Raw genomic sequence first — 17,758 nt, 5'->3', positions numbered from 1 at the left:
AAACGGCAGATGCGACAAATTATGGATCGCCGCGTCACGAAACGAACTCTGGTGCCTCTCTCCCTGTGAGGCCTCGTTCGCGGTGTCTCATTGCTAGGGGCAAACAGGCAAACCATGGGGGTGCGCCGCTGACCTTGTTCTCTCTTGCTGACGACTCTGAACGTTGTGAGGTGAGCACGGTTGGGTATGAACTCTCGTTGCCTATGACACGAAAGAAAACTGATGATAAAAACTGGAATGAACCGTATGGGGCGGTCTCTCGACAGGTTAGCGCGGCCAAAAGCTGAGCGCAGGGGCCTTGTCAAGCGATCACTGTCGCTGACACTCGTCGCGGCCTTGGCGGCTGGAGGCAGCTCGCTGATGCCGACGTCGGCGGAGGCTGCGACAGTCGTTTTTCCGGTGAACATGGACTTTTCCTCAGGCGCCGCGAACGCCGCGTTTGTTGGAAACAATGATTTTTGGGTTTTTGGCGCGCCAACGTACTCTGGCGCAACCGCGACCAACTCCGGCGCAGACGGTATCGGCTGGCTGCAGCTCACCAAGAATGCAACAAACCAAACCGGTGCGCTCATTAGCAAACAATCCATTCCCGTGAATGAAGGGGCCAACTTCGAATTCGATTTTCGCGGATTTGCGCCTGGAACTGCGCAACGTGCCGACGGCTTTAGCTTCTTCCTCACTGACGGTGACGACCCAAACTTTGTACACACTCGAATCGGTGCAGCCGGATCGGGACTCGGCTACACATCGGCGTGTAACGGCACTGGAACCGGTGTTAATGGCATGGAAAAAGGCTACCTTGGTATCGGTTTTGATACCTATGGTTCCTTTAGTGTGAGCGGTGGCGGTTCGACAGCAAACCGTAACGATCAGCGGACAGGGCAGCAACCGAGCCTCGCAAACGGCATTGTGCTCCGTGGCTCGGGCGACGGTGGAGCAGGCACCGGTCAGGGTACCTGCGGCGTTCAATACAACTATGCCTCGGCTAAAGCCCTCACGAACGGTTCGCTTTCTCAAGGGAGTGTCACCGGCAGCACCGCGCAGTTCCGACGCGCCCGCGTTGCAGTGACCCCGCAGGAAAATGCCGGCCCCCGAATTACCGTTTCCGTGAGTGCACTCACGGCGGTGGGACGAGAGCCTGCATCGTGGGAAAACAATGTTCTTGATTACCAGGTTATTCCGGGAAATGGCGTGTTCAACACCCTCCCTAAGAATTTGCGATTTGGGTTTGCAGCCTCAACCGGTGGACTGTCAATGGCGACTCAGATTGGAAACATCCATGCCAGCACTTCTACGGATGCAGCACTAACTGCGACGCCAATTGCGACCAGCGGGGCTAATGGCATTGCGAGTCGAGGCGATAACGTCTCGTTCAGTCTGACGGCGACAAATGCTGGTCCCGCACCGATAAACGGCGCTGGAACCCCCGGAACAAGCCGGATTTACCAGAACCTTGCGGCCCTTGGTCTCGAAAACGCTACGTGGACGTGTGAAGCGAACGGTGGTGCTGTGTGTGAGGGTAGCCCCGTGCAAAACGGCACAGTGCTCAGCCAAGACTGGTACGGGCCTGTCGGCTCAAGTGTGACACTCAAGGTTGCTGCTACTGTGGCGGCAAACGCACCGCTTGGGCTCAATAGTGCAAACGCAATCATCCCGACTGACTTTGACGCCAATGTCATCGACCCGAACTCGGTAGCGATCACGCCCACCGGCAGCGTGTCTGACTCGAACATGGCGAACAACTCGGCCGCGATGAGCCTGACGGTGCTGGCCCTTCCCAGCGCCCAGATGTCCACCTTTGTTGTGACTCCTGGCACCAAGCTGGCAAACGGCACCGACTTCCACACGCTCACCGCGACCGTGAAGGATACGGAAAACGTTGCAAAGCCGGGTGCCGTGGTGAACTTCGTGGCGCCGGAAGGCGTTACCCTCTCAGCTACGTCCGCGGTGTCTGCAGCAAACGGTGTCGCCTCGGTGACGGCAGTCTCAACGGCTGCAGCTCCCTTCACCGTGTCTGCAACCGTGAGCGGAACTCAGATCGGCAGCGACCAGACCATCACGTTTGTGGCGGGGGCTCCCTCAGTTGGCGGCGAAAACAGCACCTCTAACTTTGAGGTGACCACTGGCTCGCTGCCCGCAGATGGCGCTGCGGCTCACACCGTCAAGGCCACAGTTCGCGATGCAAACGGTAACCCGGTCAAAGATCAGGTAGTTACGTTTGCCTCGCCAACGGGAACTCAGCTCAGCGCACCGACGGCAACCACTAACCCATCCGGAATCGCGACCGTCTCAATTACAGCCACCAAAGCGGGAGATCACTCCGTTACGGCCTCCGTTCTTGGAACATCACTCACCGGAACGGCTACTACCGCAACGTTTGAGGCTGCCACCAGCTCAATCGGCGCAAACGGCAAATCTGATGTCACTGTGACCACAGACGAGAGCGTTGCAAACGGCTCGGACACACAAACCGTAACCGCAACCATCCGCGATGCAAACAACAACCCGAAATCGGGTGTAACCGTTGATTTTGTGGCACTCGATAGCGCGGCAACCGTGAAGACGGCGTCGGCAGTGACCAACGAAAATGGTGTTGCCTCAACCGAGGTGACTGCAAAGGTTGCCGGCTCGCATCGCGTCGCCGCAACCGTCGGTGGCGTAGCAGTGAAGAACAGCCCAGTTGCTGCAACGTTTATCGCTGGCGAGCCCACCTTTGGGGCTGACGGAACCTCTATCTTCGAGGTGACAGATGGCGAGGTTGAAGCCAACGGCGTTGCGCGGCACGGAGCCTCCGCGACCGTTCGCGATGCCGATGGCAACCCAGTTGCCGGCGTCACCGTCAACTTCACAGTGAGCGACGGGGCCCAACTGAGCGTTGCGTCCAGCCTCACCAATGCCGATGGAATCGCAAGCACCCAGATCGCAAGCAGCTCAGCGGGAAGCTACACGGTGTCGGCGATGGTTAGCAGCGAATCGATCAAGGGAAGTCCCGCAACGGTGACCTTCAAATCGGGTGCGGCCGCTGCAAACACTTCCTCGTGGGCAGTGACTCCCGACGGCGCCGTTGCAGCTGACGGCTCACAGGCCTTCACCGCAACGGTGACGGTCAAGGACAAGAACAACAACGCGGTGAAGGATGCAACGATTGGGTTTGTTGTTCCTTCAGGACTCACGATGGTGCCTGGAACCATGACTACGGATGCTGGCGGCAAGATGTCAGCGAAGTTCACGGCCACGGTAGCTGACGACTACACACTGATCGCCCAGCTTGGGGCCGAGCAGATCGGCGAATCCGCCGTGCTGTCGTTTGTAGCAGGTGCAGCATCCGCGAACTCGTCAACGATCACGGCAACGCCCGAATTTGTTCAGGCCAACGGCAGCCACAAGGCCGTTGTGACGGTCGCCGTCTTTGACGCAAAGGGCAATGCCGTTGTTGATCAGGGCGACATTGTCGCCATCCGGAGCAGCCACGGAACCATCTCGGCCGTGACCCAGCTGCCGAACGGTTCGTACCAGGCAACGGTCACGTCGACCACCGCCGGTGATGCTGAATTCACGTTCTCGATTGACGGTGACGACTCTGACGAGACGGCAGCCGCAACCTTTGTTGCAACGCCGACCTCTCCAGTGGTTAACCCAACCAACGGCCTTTCGGTGTCTGGTGTGACAACGCCCGGCACAACCGTTGAGATTCGGAACGCTGCAAACGTGGTCATTGGTACCACGGTTGCCGACACGAAGGGACACTACTCGATCACCCCAACCGTCGCGCTTGCCGACAACGATGTGATTACCGTGACCTCGGTTGACGAACACGGCTTCAGCTCTGCCGCGACTCCGGTAACGATCGATCTGAAGGCTCCGGCGAAACCCGCGGTAAACCCGTCAAATGGTAAGCAGATCACCGGTGGTCCGATTGCCGCTGGTAACGCGGTTTCCGTCGTTGACGCTGGGGGCAACCCGATCGCAGGTGACGTGACCATGAACGAGGACGGAACGTTCCTGTTCATCCCCTCGGCTCCGTTCGAAGAGGGAGACACCGTTCGGGTCTTTGTGACCAGCCCGGCCGGAAACGATTCTGAAAGCGTTGATGTCTTCATCAAGACAACCCCTCCGACGGTGCCGACGGTGAACCCGTCGAACGGTAAGCAGATTACGGGTGGCCCCATCGCCGAAACCGATGAGGTGCTTGTTCTGGATAAGGATGGCAAGCCGGTTCCCGGAGCTATCGAGATTGACGAGAACGGTAACTTCACATTTGTCCCGAAGACTCCACTCACCGAGGACGACACGATCACCGTGGTCGTCAAGGATGTCGCTGGCAACACCTCAACGCCTGAGGACGTCTTCATCAAGACAACCGCTCCAACGGTTCCCGTGGTTGACCCGTCAAACGGTCAGCTCGTGACCGGTGGCCCTATCGCTGAAAACGATGAGGTGCTGGTTCTGGATAAGGACGGCGTCCAGGTTCCTGGAACGGTCGAGATCGACTCTGAGGGTAACTTCACGTTTACTCCAGACGTTCCCTTTGTTGAGGGTCAAGAGATCACCGTTGTGGTGAAGGATGTTGCTGGCAACACCTCAACCCCTGAGGATGTCTTCATCAAAACAACCCCTCCAACGGTTCCTTCGGTAAACCCGTCAAACGGTAAAGAGATCACCGGTGGCCCCATCGCCGAAAACGATGAGGTGCTTGTTCTGGATAAGGATGGCAAGCCGGTTCCTGGAACGGTTCAGATCGATAAGGACGGTAACTTCACGTTTGTTCCTGAGACCCCGTTGACCGAGGGTCAAGAGATCACTGTTGTGGTGAAGGATGTCGCTGGTAATACCTCAACCCCTGAGGACGTTTTCATCAAGACCACTCCTCCGACGGTGCCGACGGTAAACCCGTCGAACGGTAAGGAGATCACGGGTGGCCCCATCGCCGAAAACGACGAGGTGCTTGTTCTGGATAAGGATGGCAAGCCGGTTCCCGGAGCTATCGAGATTGACGAGAACGGTAAGTTCACATTTGTTCCGACGACTCCACTCACCGAGGACGACACGATCACGGTTGTCGTGAAGGATGTCGCTGGCAACACCTCAACGCCTGAGGATGTTTTCATCAAGACAACCGCTCCGACGGTTCCCGTGGTTGACCCGTCAAACGGTCAGTTCGTGACCGGTGGCCCTATCGCTGAAAACGATGAGGTGCTGGTTCTTGATAAGGACGGCGTCCAGGTTCCTGGAACGGTCGAGATCGACTCTGAGGGTAACTTCACGTTTACTCCAGACGTTCCCTTTGTTGAGGGTCAAGAGATCACTGTTGTGGTGAAGGATGTTGCTGGCAACACCTCAACCCCTGAGGATGTTTTCATCAAGACGACGCCTCCGACGGTTCCTTCGGTGAACCCGTCAAACGGTAAGGAGATCACCGGTGGTCCTATCGCTGAAACCGATGAGGTGCTGGTTCTTGATAAGGACGGAAACAAGGTGCCCGGAACTATCGAGGTCGACAAGGACGGCAACTTCACGTTCGTCCCGAAGACTCCGTTGACCGAGGATGACAACATCACCGTTGTGGTGAAGGATGTCGCAGGCAACACGTCAACCCCTGAGGACGTCTTCATCAAGACGACGCCTCCGACCGTGCCGACGGTGAACCCGTCGAACGGTAAGCAGATCACGGGTGGTCCTATCGCGGAAACCGATGAGGTGCTGGTTCTGGATAAGGATGGCAAGCCGGTTCCCGGAACGGTTGAAATCGATGCTGAGGGTAACTTCACATTTGTTCCGACGACTCCACTCACCGAGGAGGACAACGTCACCGTGGTTGTGAAGGATGTCGCTGGCAACACCTCAACCCCTGAGGACGTCTTCATTAAGACAACCGCTCCGACGGTTCCTGTGGTTGACCCTTCGAACGGCCAGCTCGTGACCGGTGGCCCTATCGCCAAAAACGATGAGGTGCTGGTCTTGGATAAGGATGGCGTCCAGGTTCCCGGAACGGTTCAGATTGATAAGGATGGTAACTTCACGTTCGTTCCTGAGACTCCGTTGACCGAGGGCCAAGAGATCACCGTTGTGGTGAAGGACCCTGCCGGTAACACCTCAACCCCTGAGGATGTTTTCATCAAGACGACGCCTCCAACGGTTCCTTCGGTGAACCCGTCAAACGGTAAGGAGATCACCGGTGGCCCCATTGCCGAAACCGATGAGGTGCTGGTTCTGGATAAGGACGGCGTCCAGGTTCCTGGAACTATCGAGGTCGACAAGGACGGTAACTTCACGTTCGTGCCAAAGACGCCGTTGACCGAGGACGACATCATCACCGTGGTGGTGAAGGATGTCGCCGGCAACACGTCGACGCCTGAAGACGTTTTCATCAAGACAACGCCTCCAACGGTTCCCGTGGTTGACCCATCAAACGGTCAGCTCGTGACCGGTGGTCCTATCGCTGAAAACGATGAGGTGCTGGTTCTGGATAAGGACGGAAACAAGGTTCCCGGAACGGTCGAGATCGATGAGAACGGTAACTTCACCTTTACCCCGGAAACGCCTCTTGTTGAGGGTCAGGAAATCACCGTTGTGGTGAAGGACCCCGCCGGAAACACGTCAACCCCCGAGGATGTCTTCATCAAGACAACGCCTCCGACGGTTCCTTCGGTGAACCCGTCAAACGGTAAGGAGATCACTGGTGGTCCGATTGCCAAGGGTGACGAGGTGCTGGTTCTGGATAAGGATGGCGTCCAGGTTCCCGGAACGGTTCAGATTGATAAGGATGGTAACTTCACGTTCGTTCCTGAGACTCCGTTGACCGAGGGCCAAGAGATCACCGTTGTGGTGAAGGACCCGGCCGGCAACACGTCTGAGCCAGAGGGTGTGTTTGTGAAGACGACGCCTCCGATGGTTCCTTCGGTAAACCCGTCAAACGGTAAGCAGATCACGGGTGGCCCCATCGCTGAAACCGATGAGGTGCTGGTTCTGGACAAGGACGGCAAGCCGGTTCCCGGAACGGTTGAAATCGATGCTGAGGGTAACTTCACGTTTGTGCCGAAGACTCCACTCACCGAGGATGACAACGTCACCGTTGTGGTGAAGGATGTCGCTGGCAACACGTCTGAGCCGAAGGGCGTCTTCGTGAAGACGACTCCGCCGGCAACACCCGTTATCGATCCGACGAACGGAACGATTGTGACGGGTGGGCCGATTGCCCCTGACACCGTGGTAACGGTCGTTGATGGCAACGGGAACGTCATTCCAGGTGTGATTGGCGTTGACGGACAGGGCCACTTCACCTTTACTCCGGATGTTCCGCTGACCGCTGGGACGAACGCAAAGGTTGTTGTGACTGACGAGGTTGGAAACAGCGTTGAGGTGCCAATCGTGATTGACACCACCAAGCCCAAGCCACCGGTTATCGACCCGACCGACGGTACGAACGTCACCGGATGTGCTGAGCCTGGCTCGACCGTCACTATTCGCGACGCTCACGGCAACATCATCGGAACCGGTATCGCCGGAGATGACTGCCGATTCCAGGTGGAGCTGCAGACGGAGCTTGACCCGAACAGCGTGATTACCGTGGATGTGACCAGCCCAGCTGGAAACACGTCCGACTCGGTCACAATCACGGTTGGGCTTACCTCGATGCTGCTTGAAGGCGGGCGTCTTGCCGCCGGCGAGACCCAGGTTGCTCGCGGCTTCGGCTACCAGCCGGGCGAGACGGTTCGTGGTGAACTCCACTCAGAGCCGGTTGACCTCGGAACCCAGGTTGCGAACGATCGCGGTGAGGTTGTGTTCACCTTTGCGGTGCCTGCCGATCTTGAGCTTGGCACGCACACGGTCACGATTGAGAGTAACTTCAGCGGTTCGCTTTCGCAGACCTTTGAGGTGTACGAGCCCGAGGTTGCCGTTGGCGAGCTCATGGTTACCGGCGGGGAAGCGCTGCTGCCGCTGACCCTTGGTGCGCTCCTCGTGCTGCTTGGCGCAGCTGCGTTGGCGATGACGCGTCGTCGCCAACACAGCGCATAGCGTATGTGAACCACCGCGGCCCCCATCCCTGTCTCGACACGGATGGGGGCCGTCACCCCAATCGACCTGACCCAAATGTGCCTATTCCGAGCGAAAGAGACACATTTGGGTCAGGTCGATTTGTGTGGCTCGGCCGTGGCACGCGAAGAGGATGCTCCTGCGTCGTGCGGGCAGCAACGAGCGCTCGCGTGGGGCGATAGGCTCCTTGCATGACGATAGCGTGGAGGCGAATGGTTGCCTGGTCGATTGACTGGCTTGCCATTCTGGTTTGGGTCGGGGTTGTCGCGGCTGTTGGTGTGCCCCTGTATCTTGCGGGCGTCATCCGGATGACGCATCCGCTGCTTCTGAACGCGGTCGGGGCCGTGCTCATCGTGATTCCCGTAACGTTTGCCTTGGCCGCCTTCGAGGCAGGGGCCAAGCACGGCACCCTTGGCAAGCGGGCCATGCGGTTGCGCGTCGAGCCGGCCGAGCCGGTCGAAGCGCCAGAGCAGCTGGACTTTGGCCGCGCCCTGCTCCGCAACGCGCTCAAGATCGCGGTGCCGTGGCTGATTGGCCACGCGGCCGTGTACGAACTCACAAGAACCGCTGGCGAGGGGATGCTCGGCATGGTCCTGCTCGTGGCCGCGTATGTGCTCCCCGCCGCATACCTCGTCACGCTCTTCACCGGCTCCCACCGCACGCTGTACGACCGGCTGGCGGGAACCATCGTCATCGCCAAATCGTAGCCGGAGTGCCCTCCCCTCCCCAAAAAACGACCTGACCCGAATGTGTCTATTTCGCGCGAAATAGACACATTCGGGTCAGGTCGATTGCGTTGCAGCATCGTGGCCCTCAGGAATGCCCAACGCCAAAACGTGACGCGCGAAATGAAAGCGACGACCATGAACCCGGGACTGCGCCGACGGCCTAGGACATTCCGGTGTTCTTCATCGCGTGCGCCGCAGACAGGCCTGCCGTCGCGCGCGGCGGACTTCGGCCCCCAGCAGATCTGACGCTAGGCATCCTTCCCGCTCGTAGAAGGGGCTTCTAGTGTCAGATCTGCGCACGACTCCTTAGGTATGCACGGCGAACGCTCAACGTGCGCATAAAAAAGGGGCCCGGATGCCGAAGCATCCGAACCCCTCAGTAGAGAACGATCGCGCGAGACTTAGAAGTCGAAGTCTGCGATGTTGTCCTTGTTGAACTTGAACGGGTCGCCGAGCAGAACCGTGTTGTCGGCTCCAACCGTGAACTCGCCGAGCTTGCCAGCCGTGAAGGTGTCGCCTTCCTTGCCCGTGATGGTGCCGTCTACGAGTGCCGCGCCGGCGAAGGCAGCGAGGTATCCGAGGTCTTCTGGGTTCCAGAGGGCGAACTCGGTGACGGTGCCGTCTTCAACGTAGTCGCGCATCTGGTTCGGGGTTCCGAGGCCGGTGATGGCAACTTTGCCCTTCTTGTCAGAGGTTGACAGGTAGCGGGCTGCCGATGCGATACCAACCGTGGTTGGTGCAACAATGCCCTTGAGGTTTGGGTAGGTCTGCAGCAGGGCCGCGGTCTTGTCGAAGGACATCTGGTCGTCGTCGTCGCCGTATACGGTCTCAACGAGCTTGATGTTCGGGTGGTTTGCTTCGAGGTCCTTCTTCATGAGCTCAATCCAGGCGTTCTGGTTTGTTGCGTTTGCCGCTGCCGAGAGGATGGCGATCTCGCCCTCGTCGCCGATCTGATCCGAGATCATGTCGACCTGCACCTTTGCGATACCTTCTGCATCTGCCTGGTTTACAAAGAGGTCGCGGTACTGGGGGTCGGTGTCGGAGTCAAACGTGACGACCTTGGTGCCGGCATCCATTGCCTCTTTCAGCGCGGAGCCGATAGCGGTCGGGTCGTTTGCCGAAATGACGAGTGCGCTCACGCCCTGCTGGGCAGCGGTCTGGATGTATGAAACCTGCGAGTCGGGAGCGGCTTCCGAAGGGCCAACCTCTGCAAACGTTCCCTTGAGCTCTTCAACGGCTGCCTTGCCGCCCTTGCTCGAGGTGTCGAAGTAGGGGTTTCCGAGGTTCTTTGGGAGGAACGTGATCGACAGGTCGCTGTCGCCCGATGATGCGCCATCGGTTGACTTTGGGTCGCTGCTGCCGGAGCAGCCAGAGGCGACGAGCGCGATCGTTACTGCAATTGCGGCTGCCGCGCCGAGGCGGCGGCCAGTGGTGTGAAACAACATTGTGTCCTACCTTCTATTTCTGTGTGAGGCCGAGGGAGTTCGGCGCGGACAAGCTAACTCTTGGCGAGAAAGGCTTGAGTTTGGGTTCCTGGCGTACTCGCGGGGCGCCTGCGTCCGCGTATCCAGGCCAGGATGCTCGGCGAGATGACCGAGAGAACAAGGAGCGTGCCGACAATGATGCGGCTCACGTCTGAGGTGACGTTCGCGAGGCGCAGCGCGCTTTCGATGGTGCCGATGAGGAACACACCTGCGATGACGCCGTGCATTGCTCCCTTTCCGCCGAAGATCGAGACGCCGCCGAGCAGTACCGCTGCGATGACGGTGAGCTCAAGCCCCGTTCCGTTTTCGGCGCGGGCGGTGCTCGTCTTGAGCGTCAGGTAGATTCCGGCGAGTGCTGAGAGCAGCCCGGCGAGCAGGAAGAGGATCATCTTGGTGCGCTGGACGTTGACCCCAGAGAACTCGGCCGCCTCTTTGCTGAGGCCGATGGCAAAAATGCCGCGGCCAAACGGGGTGAAATGCATGATCACCGCAAACACAATGATGAGGACGAGCACGAGGATCGAGAGCACCGGGATGCCGGTCGAGCCGATCTTCATTGAGGTGAGGTTGGTCCACTCCTCTGGGAAGGTTGTGATGGCGGTCGTACCAAGGAGGCCCTGAGCAATTCCGCGGAACGCCGCCATCGTGCCGATGGTGACGGCGAGTGAGGGGAGTCCAACAACCGTGACGAGGAATCCGTTGATTGCCCCGCAGACGAGCCCAACCACGAGCGTGCCGATGATGGCGAGTGGGACGGGCCACCCGCCCTGCACCATCATGCCAAATGTCACGCTGGAGAGGGCAAGGATGCTCGCGACCGAGAGGTCAATATCCCCGGTCAGGATGATGAGCGTCATGGGAAGGGCGATGATGAGGATCGGGGTGATGTCACGCAGCAGGTAGTAGAGCGTGATGTCGCTCGCAAAGTTGTTGACCGCGATGGAGGCGTACGCCACCACGAGGATCAGGCCGAGGATGACGGCCGATTCCGTGGTCATGAGGGTGCGCTGCCAGAGCGGCTTTGCGTAGTCCTTATAGGTCTTGGTGCGCGAGTTTGCCTTCGCGGAGGCCCAGATTGTGGTCATGAGGACGCGCCCTTTGTTGTGATGAGCTTTTTGTGTTGTCTGAGGGCGAGCACCCGGTCGAGCACGATGGCGCCGATGATCAGCACACCAACAACCGCTTGCTGCCAGAAGTCCTGCACTCCGAGCACGGGCAGGGCACTCTTGATCGTGAGGAGCAGGATGGCGCCGAAGGCCGCGCCCCAGAGTGTCCCGACACCGCCGGAGATGGCAACGCCGCCGATGACGGCCCCACCGATGGCGGTGAGCTCAACACCGTAACCTGCTGCCGAGTCGATTGTTCCGTAGCGGGCCGCGTAGAGGACGCCGGCGAGTCCAGCGAGTGCGCCGCAGAGCACAAACGCGATGAGGTTGCGTTTGACAACGTTGAGTCCGTACAGTTGTGCGGCCTCTGGGTCGGAGCCGAGCGCGTAGAACTCGCGTCCGCCTCGGGTGTTCTTCATGTACCAGGCGAGCAGAATCACGACAACAACCGCGATGATCGTGAGCACGGGGATCGAGAGGATCTGCGCGGTGCCAAGCGAGGTGAACTCTTTTGGCATGTCCTGCGGATTGATCCGGTTACTTCCAGCCCAGGCAACGTTGATGCCGCGGTAGGCGTACATCGTTCCAAGCGTGATGACCATCGCGGGAACTCGTGCGTAGGCGACGAGCGCTCCGTTGACGAGGCCAAGCAGCCCGCCTGCGATGATGCCGGCTATGAAGACCGCAACGATCGGGATCCCCGGAAAATCGATGAAGAGTCGGCCGGTGAGGTAGGCAGTGAGCCCAAGCGTTGAGCTCACGGAGAGGTCAACGCTGCGGGTGATGATGACCATTGCCACACCAACCGAAAGCAGGATGTAGATGGACGGGTTGAGCAGCAGGTTTCGGAAACCGTCTTTGGATACCAGGAACTGATCGTTCACAATTGTCGCGGCCGCGATGACCACGAGGATGGCGATGATGATGCTGGTTTCGCGTCGTTTGAAGACGGCGGCGATCGCCCGCGCCACTGGATTTGGGCCGGGAGTTGCCGGGGGTAGCGGCGCAGGGTCTCTGGTCAGTTGGGCTGTTGAGGTCACTTTGACGCCTCCATGCTGGTTGCCTCCGGGCTGATTCCCTCTTGGACGGGCGCCGACGATGGGGATGCGGTTGGGGTCAGGTTGCTTTGCGTCGCCGCGAGCATGACGCTCTCTGCGGTCGCAACTTCGCGGTCAAGTTCGGCGGTGAGTGTTCCTTCTCTCATAACGAGTACGCGGTCGGCCATGCCGAGGACCTCGGGAAGCTCAGAGGAGATCATGAGGATTCCCATGCCCTCGCCGGCGAGGTTGGTGAGCAGCCGGTGCACCTCAGACTTCGTGCCAACGTCGATGCCTCGCGTTGGCTCATCAATGATGAGGAGCCTCGGGTGGGTCGAAAGCCACTTGGCGATCACCACCTTCTGCTGGTTGCCGCCCGAGAGGGTGCCGACGGGGGTTGAGAGCGCGGCGGTCTTCACCTGCAGCGTTGTAGCCCATCCGTCGGCCACGTTGTTTTCGGCGCGGGTTGTCAGGATGCCAAACTTGGCGAGGCGCTGGCGGATCGCGAGCGTGATGTTGCGGCCGACCGAGAAATCGAGCACGAGGCCCTGCTTCCGCCGGTCTTCTGGGATGAGCGCCAGGCCTGCCCGCATGGCATCCGTCACGCTGTTCTTTTTGAGCTTCGCCCCGCGCACGGTGACGGTGCCCTTGTCGTAGTGGTCAACGCCAAAGATCGCGCGAGCGACCTCGCTTCTGCCAGCCCCGACGAGCCCGGCGAGGCCAACGATTTCTCCTGCTTTTACGTCGAAGGAGATGTTGTCGAAGATTCCGGCGGAGGTGAGCCCCTTGACGTCGAGGAGGACGTCGCCAATTGCGGCATCCTCTTTTGGAAAGAGGTCGGTGACGTCTCGGCCGACCATGAGGCGAACGATTTCGTCGACGCTCGTGTTTGGCGTTTCTACCGTTGAGATGTATTCGCCGTCGCGCATGACGGTGATGGTGTCGCACAGATCGAAGACCTCGTCGAAGCGGTGCGAGATAAAGACGATTGCTCGGCCTTCGTCGCGGAGGCTGCGGGCGACGGCGAAGAGGCGTTCTACTTCAACGCCAGAGAGGGCTGCCGTTGGCTCGTCCATGATGAGCACGGTTGCGTTGAGCGAGATTGCTTTTGCGATCTCGATGATCTGCTGATCGGCGATGGATAGACCATCCGCGAGGCGGTCCGGGTCGATGCGTACGCCGAGTCGCTGGAAGATGGCAACGGCTTCGTCGTGCATGGCTTTGCGGTCGATGCGGCCAAACCGGTTGGTTGGCTGGCGGCCCATAAAGATGTTTTCGGTGACCGAGAGGTCTGGGAAGAGCGTTGGCTCTTGGTAGATGACCGCGATGCCAGCAGCTTTTGAGTCGGCGGTTGTTTTGAAGGCCGCGTCCACTCCTGAGAGACGAAAGATTCCGTCGTCGCGCTGGTACAGTCCGGCGATAATCTTGACGAGTGTGGATTTTCCTGCGCCGTTCTCTCCGACGAGGGCGTGGATGCTCCCGGAATCGACAACGATGTGCCCGGATCGGAGCGCAACGACCGAGCCAAACGACTTGGCTACGTCGCGTAGCTCAATCGCTGGTTCGGGAGTCGGTGTAGCGTGTGACGTCATTGGCAGTTACCTTTGGTACAGAGTGAAATCGCGTTTATGAATCGTTTCAATTTCGCGATCTGTCAAATAGTATGGTTAGAACGAGTCGCCCGTCAAGCTGTTCTGAAAATTTGTTATCGGATAGTGGCTGCAGTTGGATTGTTTCATTGGCCTGCGTGGCCAAAATCAGTAGCTGCGGTGGGGCGTGGTTGCAAATCGGCCGGTCAAACACACACAATAGGTTTTCTCCGTTACCTACTGAAAGGGAAGAGGTTCCTGTGGCAGCTAGCGTCAAAGACGTCGCCGCGCACGCGGGAGTATCCGTTGGTACGGTCTCGAACGTGCTCAATCGACCCACAAAGGTAAACGCCGAGACCGCACAAAAAGTGCTCGCGGCAATTGACGAGCTTGGCTTTGTCCGCAATGACGCCGCGAGGCAGCTCAGGGCAGGGCGTAGCCGAAGCATCGGGCTTGTTGTGCTCGACGTTGCGAACCCGTTCTTTACCGACCTTGCACGGGGTGCAGAGGCGAGAGCTTCAGAACACAACCTGTCTGTCTTGCTTGGCAATACCGACGAGAATGCCCAGCGCGAGGCCGAATATCTTGACCTGTTTGAGGAGCAGCGTGTTCACGGGCTGCTGATCTCGCCCCTTGGTGAGGTTGGTCCAGAACTTGAGCGCTTGCGTCAGCGGGGCACTCCCGTTGTGTTGGTTGACCGAAGCGGCGTTGATCGTGGATACTCGTCAGTCGCTATGGACGACGTGGCCGGTGGAACGCTCGCCGTCACCCATCTGATGAGTCTCGGGCGGCGCAAGATTGCGTATGTCGGTGGGCCGGCATCCATTCGCCAGGTCGCAGACCGTCTTGAGGGCGCCCGTCTTGCCGTTGAGACTGCGCCTGGCACCTCGCTTGAGGTGTTCGAGGCCGAATCTCTCAGTGTGCTTGAGGGCAGAGCGATTGGTGAATTACTGCGCGCACGGCCGGTTGGTGAGCGCCCTGACGCGATTTTTGCGGCGAACGACCTGCTTGCCCTCGGGGTCCTTCAGGCCCTCGTCATGATGGGCGAGGTGCGTATCCCGCAGGATATTGCCCTGATCGGCTACGACGATATCGCGTTTGCCGAGTCTGCTGTTGTGCCGCTGAGCTCGATTCGTCAGCCCAGTGAACTCATCGGGCTGACCGCAGTTGATCTGCTGATGCGCGAGGCTGCCGACGGTGAACAGGCTCACGAGCACATCGTGTTTCAGCCAGAGCTCGTCATCCGGGAGTCAACCGCGGGATGATTTCGCTGAGTTTGGGCGTATGTTTACCGTTTGGGCGTATGTTGCAACATACGCCCAAACGGTAAACATACGCCGAAACGGCTAGGAGGATGCGTTCAGTTCGCCGAGCGTGCGGATGCCGATGGTGAGTGCCTCGAGTCCGAATTCGAACGTTGCAAGGTTGAGCGTCTTTCCCGCCTGGTTTGCGGTGGTTCGTGCTGTGAGTTCCGCCGACTCAAGGAGCGGAGCGTGCGAAGCGTTTCTCCCCGGGTTGAGGTTTGACTCTGGCGCGAGCGAGTCGAGGGCCGACCCGATGAAGAACGATTCGTACGCGATGATCGCTGGCACGATGTAGTCCTCCGGGTAGCCGTCGCGACGGAAGCACGCAACGATGTTCTCGTAGTTCTTGATTGACCCGAGTTCGCCGTCAACTGGTTCCGTTGCGAGTTCGGCGATGGTGCCTGGATGCGTGCCGAGCGTCGCTACGTAGCTGTGGGCCCACGATGTGACCGCTTCGTGCCAGGGCATGGTGTCGAAGGCGGATGAATCAACCCGTGTTGCGAGCTGCCCGCGCATGGCTGAGATGAGCTCGCCCTTATTGCGGAAGTAGTTGTAAATGGCAGGCGCTTGTACACCGAGGTTGTTCGCGATCGCGGTAATCGTGAAGCCTTTGCTGCCGCTGCTGTCGGCAAGCGCAAAGGCTTCATCGAGTATCTGGCTGCGCGAGAGGAGGCCCACGGATGGGCGACCGGGCTTGCGTGGTGAGGTGCGCGCTGGTTCTTCGTTGCGTGACATGACATTCCTCTCTTGATTCTTAGACTAGTGGGCAGTATATTTACACAGCATAAATACGGGGCGTTCTAACCACTGAGGAGAACTGGTGTTCACGCAAACAGTAGACACGATTATCGCCGGGGCTCGGGTGATTACTCAAGACCCAAGTTCTCAGCGCAACGAGCCCCAATCCATCGCGATCGGCTCCGGACGAATCCTTGCGGTTGGAGAGCCAGAGGAGATCGCGGAACGGTTCGCTACCCCCTCGGTCGCTGTGCACGACGCCACGGGCCTGACCGTTACGCCCGGCCTGATCGACGCCCACCTTCACCCGATCCAGGGCGTCGAGATTGTGCAGGGTATCGACATGGGTGGTGTTACCGAGTTGCGCGTCTTTCTCGAGAAGCTGCGCGAAGAGGCCGCGCGCGTTCGCCGCGAGACAACCGAGGGTTGGGTCCGAGCCTGGAACGTTGACTACGCAGCCTTTGAGGGGCAGCCGTACACCGCTGCCACCATCGATGACGCTGTTGATGGCCTGCCGGCACTGATCTTGCTCTTTGATGTACACACCGCCGTTGCCAGCACCGAGGGCCTTCGCCGTGCTGGCATCACGGGGTCACGAGTATTCGAGGATACTTCCGAAATTGTTGTTGACGGACAGGGTCGGCCAACGGGGGAGCTTCGCGAAGAGAGCGCGTTTAATCTGGTGCTTCATGCGCAGCCGATGCCAACACCTGAGGAATACACGGGCCAGGCACGCGAAATTCTTGCCCGCCTCCGCCGCTCAGGTGTGACGGGCGGTGTCATCATGGATGGCAGCCCGGCCTCCCTCGACCTGCTCGACAGCATCGACGCTGGTGTGGGCGGGTTGCCCATCCGCATCCAGAGCGCGATGATCCATAACCCCGCTACGACGATTGACGAGCGCGCGGCGATTACCGCGCAGCGCGACCGGTTTGGAGCGCGTTGGCGCGGCGGGCTGATTAAGTTATTCGCCGATGGCGTGATCGACAGCGGAACCGGCTGGCTGTATGAGCCAGACGCCGAGGGCGACGGCGGCACCGGATTCTGGGCCGACCAGCAGGGCTTTATCGATATCGTGAAGCACTACACCGCTCATGGGTTTCAGATCGCAACGCACGCCATTGGTGACCGTGCCATTGGCGAAACGATCTCGGCGTATGTCGCCGCCGGCGTTCGCGCCGAAGGGCGCGCGCCGCACCGGATCGAGCATGTTGAGTGCCTCGATGACCGCGACCTCGCGAGGATGGCCAAGTACGGCATCACCGCCTCGCTGCAGGTCCTGCACATGCAGTGGCGCCTCCCGGGCGGGGACGACGCTTGGGCGGCAAGGCTCGGGCAAAAACGCGCCTCGCAGGCCTGGCGGGCCGGTGACCTCATGCGTTCCGGAGTTCCCCTTGCCCTTGGTTCTGACTGGCCCGTTGCCGATCTGGATGCGAGGCACGGCCTCGCCTGGGCGGTCCTTCGGCGCGCTCCAGGGCAACCCGACGCTTTTGTCTACGAGCCAGAGCAGCGGCTCACCCCTGCCCAAGCGCTCTACGGCTATACAAGGGCCGCAGCGCTTGCGCAGGGGGACACGGACCTCGGCATCATCGCGCCAGGAGCGCGTGCCGATCTTGCGCTCTGGGCGGAAGATCCCACAGAGGTTCTGGGAGACGATCTGTCCACACTTCCGGTGCTCGCCACGTATCTTGACGGCGAACGCCTCGATAATGTTCAATAGCGGCTACGGCCGCGGAAG

General features: G+C 59.6%; 9 protein-coding genes. 4 read left to right on the top strand and 5 right to left on the bottom strand.

Going from position 1 to position 17,758, the window contains the following annotated elements; genetic code table 11:
- Window positions 1-246: 246 nt before the first annotated feature.
- Window positions 247-8,016, top strand: coding sequence for an Ig-like domain-containing protein (locus FHX76_RS09390; protein ID WP_208402488.1), 7,770 nt, complete (start codon window positions 247-249; stop codon window positions 8,014-8,016).
- Between the two features lie 209 nt (window positions 8,017-8,225).
- Window positions 8,226-8,741, top strand: a complete 516-nt coding sequence (locus FHX76_RS09385; protein ID WP_167150101.1) for an RDD family protein — start codon at window positions 8,226-8,228, stop codon at window positions 8,739-8,741.
- A gap of 422 nt (window positions 8,742-9,163) precedes the next feature.
- Here the strand turns inward: FHX76_RS09385 and rhaS are convergent, their stop codons facing one another.
- Genes rhaS through FHX76_RS09365 form a run of 4 tightly spaced genes read right to left on the bottom strand, consistent with a single transcriptional unit; the run spans window position 9,164 to window position 13,981 of the window.
- On the bottom strand, window positions 9,164-10,207 hold the full coding sequence (gene rhaS, locus FHX76_RS09380; protein ID WP_167150099.1) for a rhamnose ABC transporter substrate-binding protein: 1,044 nt from the start codon (window positions 10,205-10,207) through the stop codon (window positions 9,164-9,166).
- A 53-nt stretch (window positions 10,208-10,260) separates the two neighbouring features.
- Entirely contained in the window at window positions 10,261-11,331 is a 1,071-nt protein-coding gene (locus tag FHX76_RS09375; RefSeq protein ID WP_167150097.1) for an ABC transporter permease, read from the bottom strand.
- Window positions 11,328-12,392 (bottom strand): ABC transporter permease, encoded by a 1,065-nt coding sequence (locus FHX76_RS09370; RefSeq protein WP_386762380.1) that lies wholly within the window; start codon window positions 12,390-12,392, stop codon window positions 11,328-11,330. Before FHX76_RS09370 ends, FHX76_RS09375 begins: the two co-directional genes overlap by 4 nt.
- Window positions 12,389-13,981 carry a sugar ABC transporter ATP-binding protein gene (locus tag FHX76_RS09365; protein ID WP_167150095.1) on the bottom strand — a complete coding sequence of 531 codons (1,593 nt, stop codon included), beginning with the start codon at window positions 13,979-13,981 and terminating at the stop codon, window positions 12,389-12,391. Before FHX76_RS09365 ends, FHX76_RS09370 begins: the two co-directional genes overlap by 4 nt.
- Before the next feature lie 257 nt (window positions 13,982-14,238).
- Here FHX76_RS09365 and FHX76_RS09360 point away from each other — a divergent pair, with 257 nt between their 5' ends.
- Window positions 14,239-15,243: a LacI family DNA-binding transcriptional regulator gene (locus FHX76_RS09360; RefSeq protein WP_341777904.1), complete on the top strand. Its 1,005-nt coding sequence runs from the start codon at window positions 14,239-14,241 to the stop codon at window positions 15,241-15,243.
- Between the two features lie 81 nt (window positions 15,244-15,324).
- Here FHX76_RS09360 and FHX76_RS09355 read toward each other — a convergent pair whose 3' ends face one another.
- Window positions 15,325-16,017, bottom strand: coding sequence for a TetR/AcrR family transcriptional regulator (locus tag FHX76_RS09355; protein ID WP_167150091.1), 693 nt, complete (start codon window positions 16,015-16,017; stop codon window positions 15,325-15,327).
- 85 nt (window positions 16,018-16,102) lie between these two features.
- Between FHX76_RS09355 and FHX76_RS09350 the strand changes: the two genes are divergently transcribed.
- Window positions 16,103-17,740, top strand: a complete 1,638-nt coding sequence (locus tag FHX76_RS09350) for an amidohydrolase family protein (protein WP_167150089.1) — start codon at window positions 16,103-16,105, stop codon at window positions 17,738-17,740.
- Window positions 17,741-17,758 lie beyond the last annotated feature (18 nt).

It is taken from the genome of Lysinibacter cavernae (assembly GCF_011758565.1).
Lineage (GTDB): Bacteria > Actinomycetota > Actinomycetes > Actinomycetales > Microbacteriaceae > Lysinibacter > Lysinibacter cavernae.
The sequence above is the reverse complement of the archived record's forward strand: the minus strand, read 5'-3'. Positions and strand labels throughout refer to the sequence as shown.

What these genes read in the sequence shown, in the direction of transcription:
- rhaS (WP_167150099.1), bottom strand. Translation starts at nt 10,207, where the DNA reads ATGTTGTTTCACACCACTGGCCGCCGCCTCGGCGCGGCAGCCGCAATT.
- FHX76_RS09365 (WP_167150095.1), bottom strand. Translation starts at nt 13,981, where the DNA reads ATGACGTCACACGCTACACCGACTCCCGAACCAGCGATTGAGCTACGC.
- FHX76_RS09385 (WP_167150101.1), top strand. Translation starts at nt 8,226, where the DNA reads ATGACGATAGCGTGGAGGCGAATGGTTGCCTGGTCGATTGACTGGCTT.
- FHX76_RS09390 (WP_208402488.1), top strand. Translation starts at nt 247, where the DNA reads ATGGGGCGGTCTCTCGACAGGTTAGCGCGGCCAAAAGCTGAGCGCAGG.
- FHX76_RS09355 (WP_167150091.1), bottom strand. Translation starts at nt 16,017, where the DNA reads ATGTCACGCAACGAAGAACCAGCGCGCACCTCACCACGCAAGCCCGGT.
- FHX76_RS09375 (WP_167150097.1), bottom strand. Translation starts at nt 11,331, where the DNA reads ATGACCACAATCTGGGCCTCCGCGAAGGCAAACTCGCGCACCAAGACC.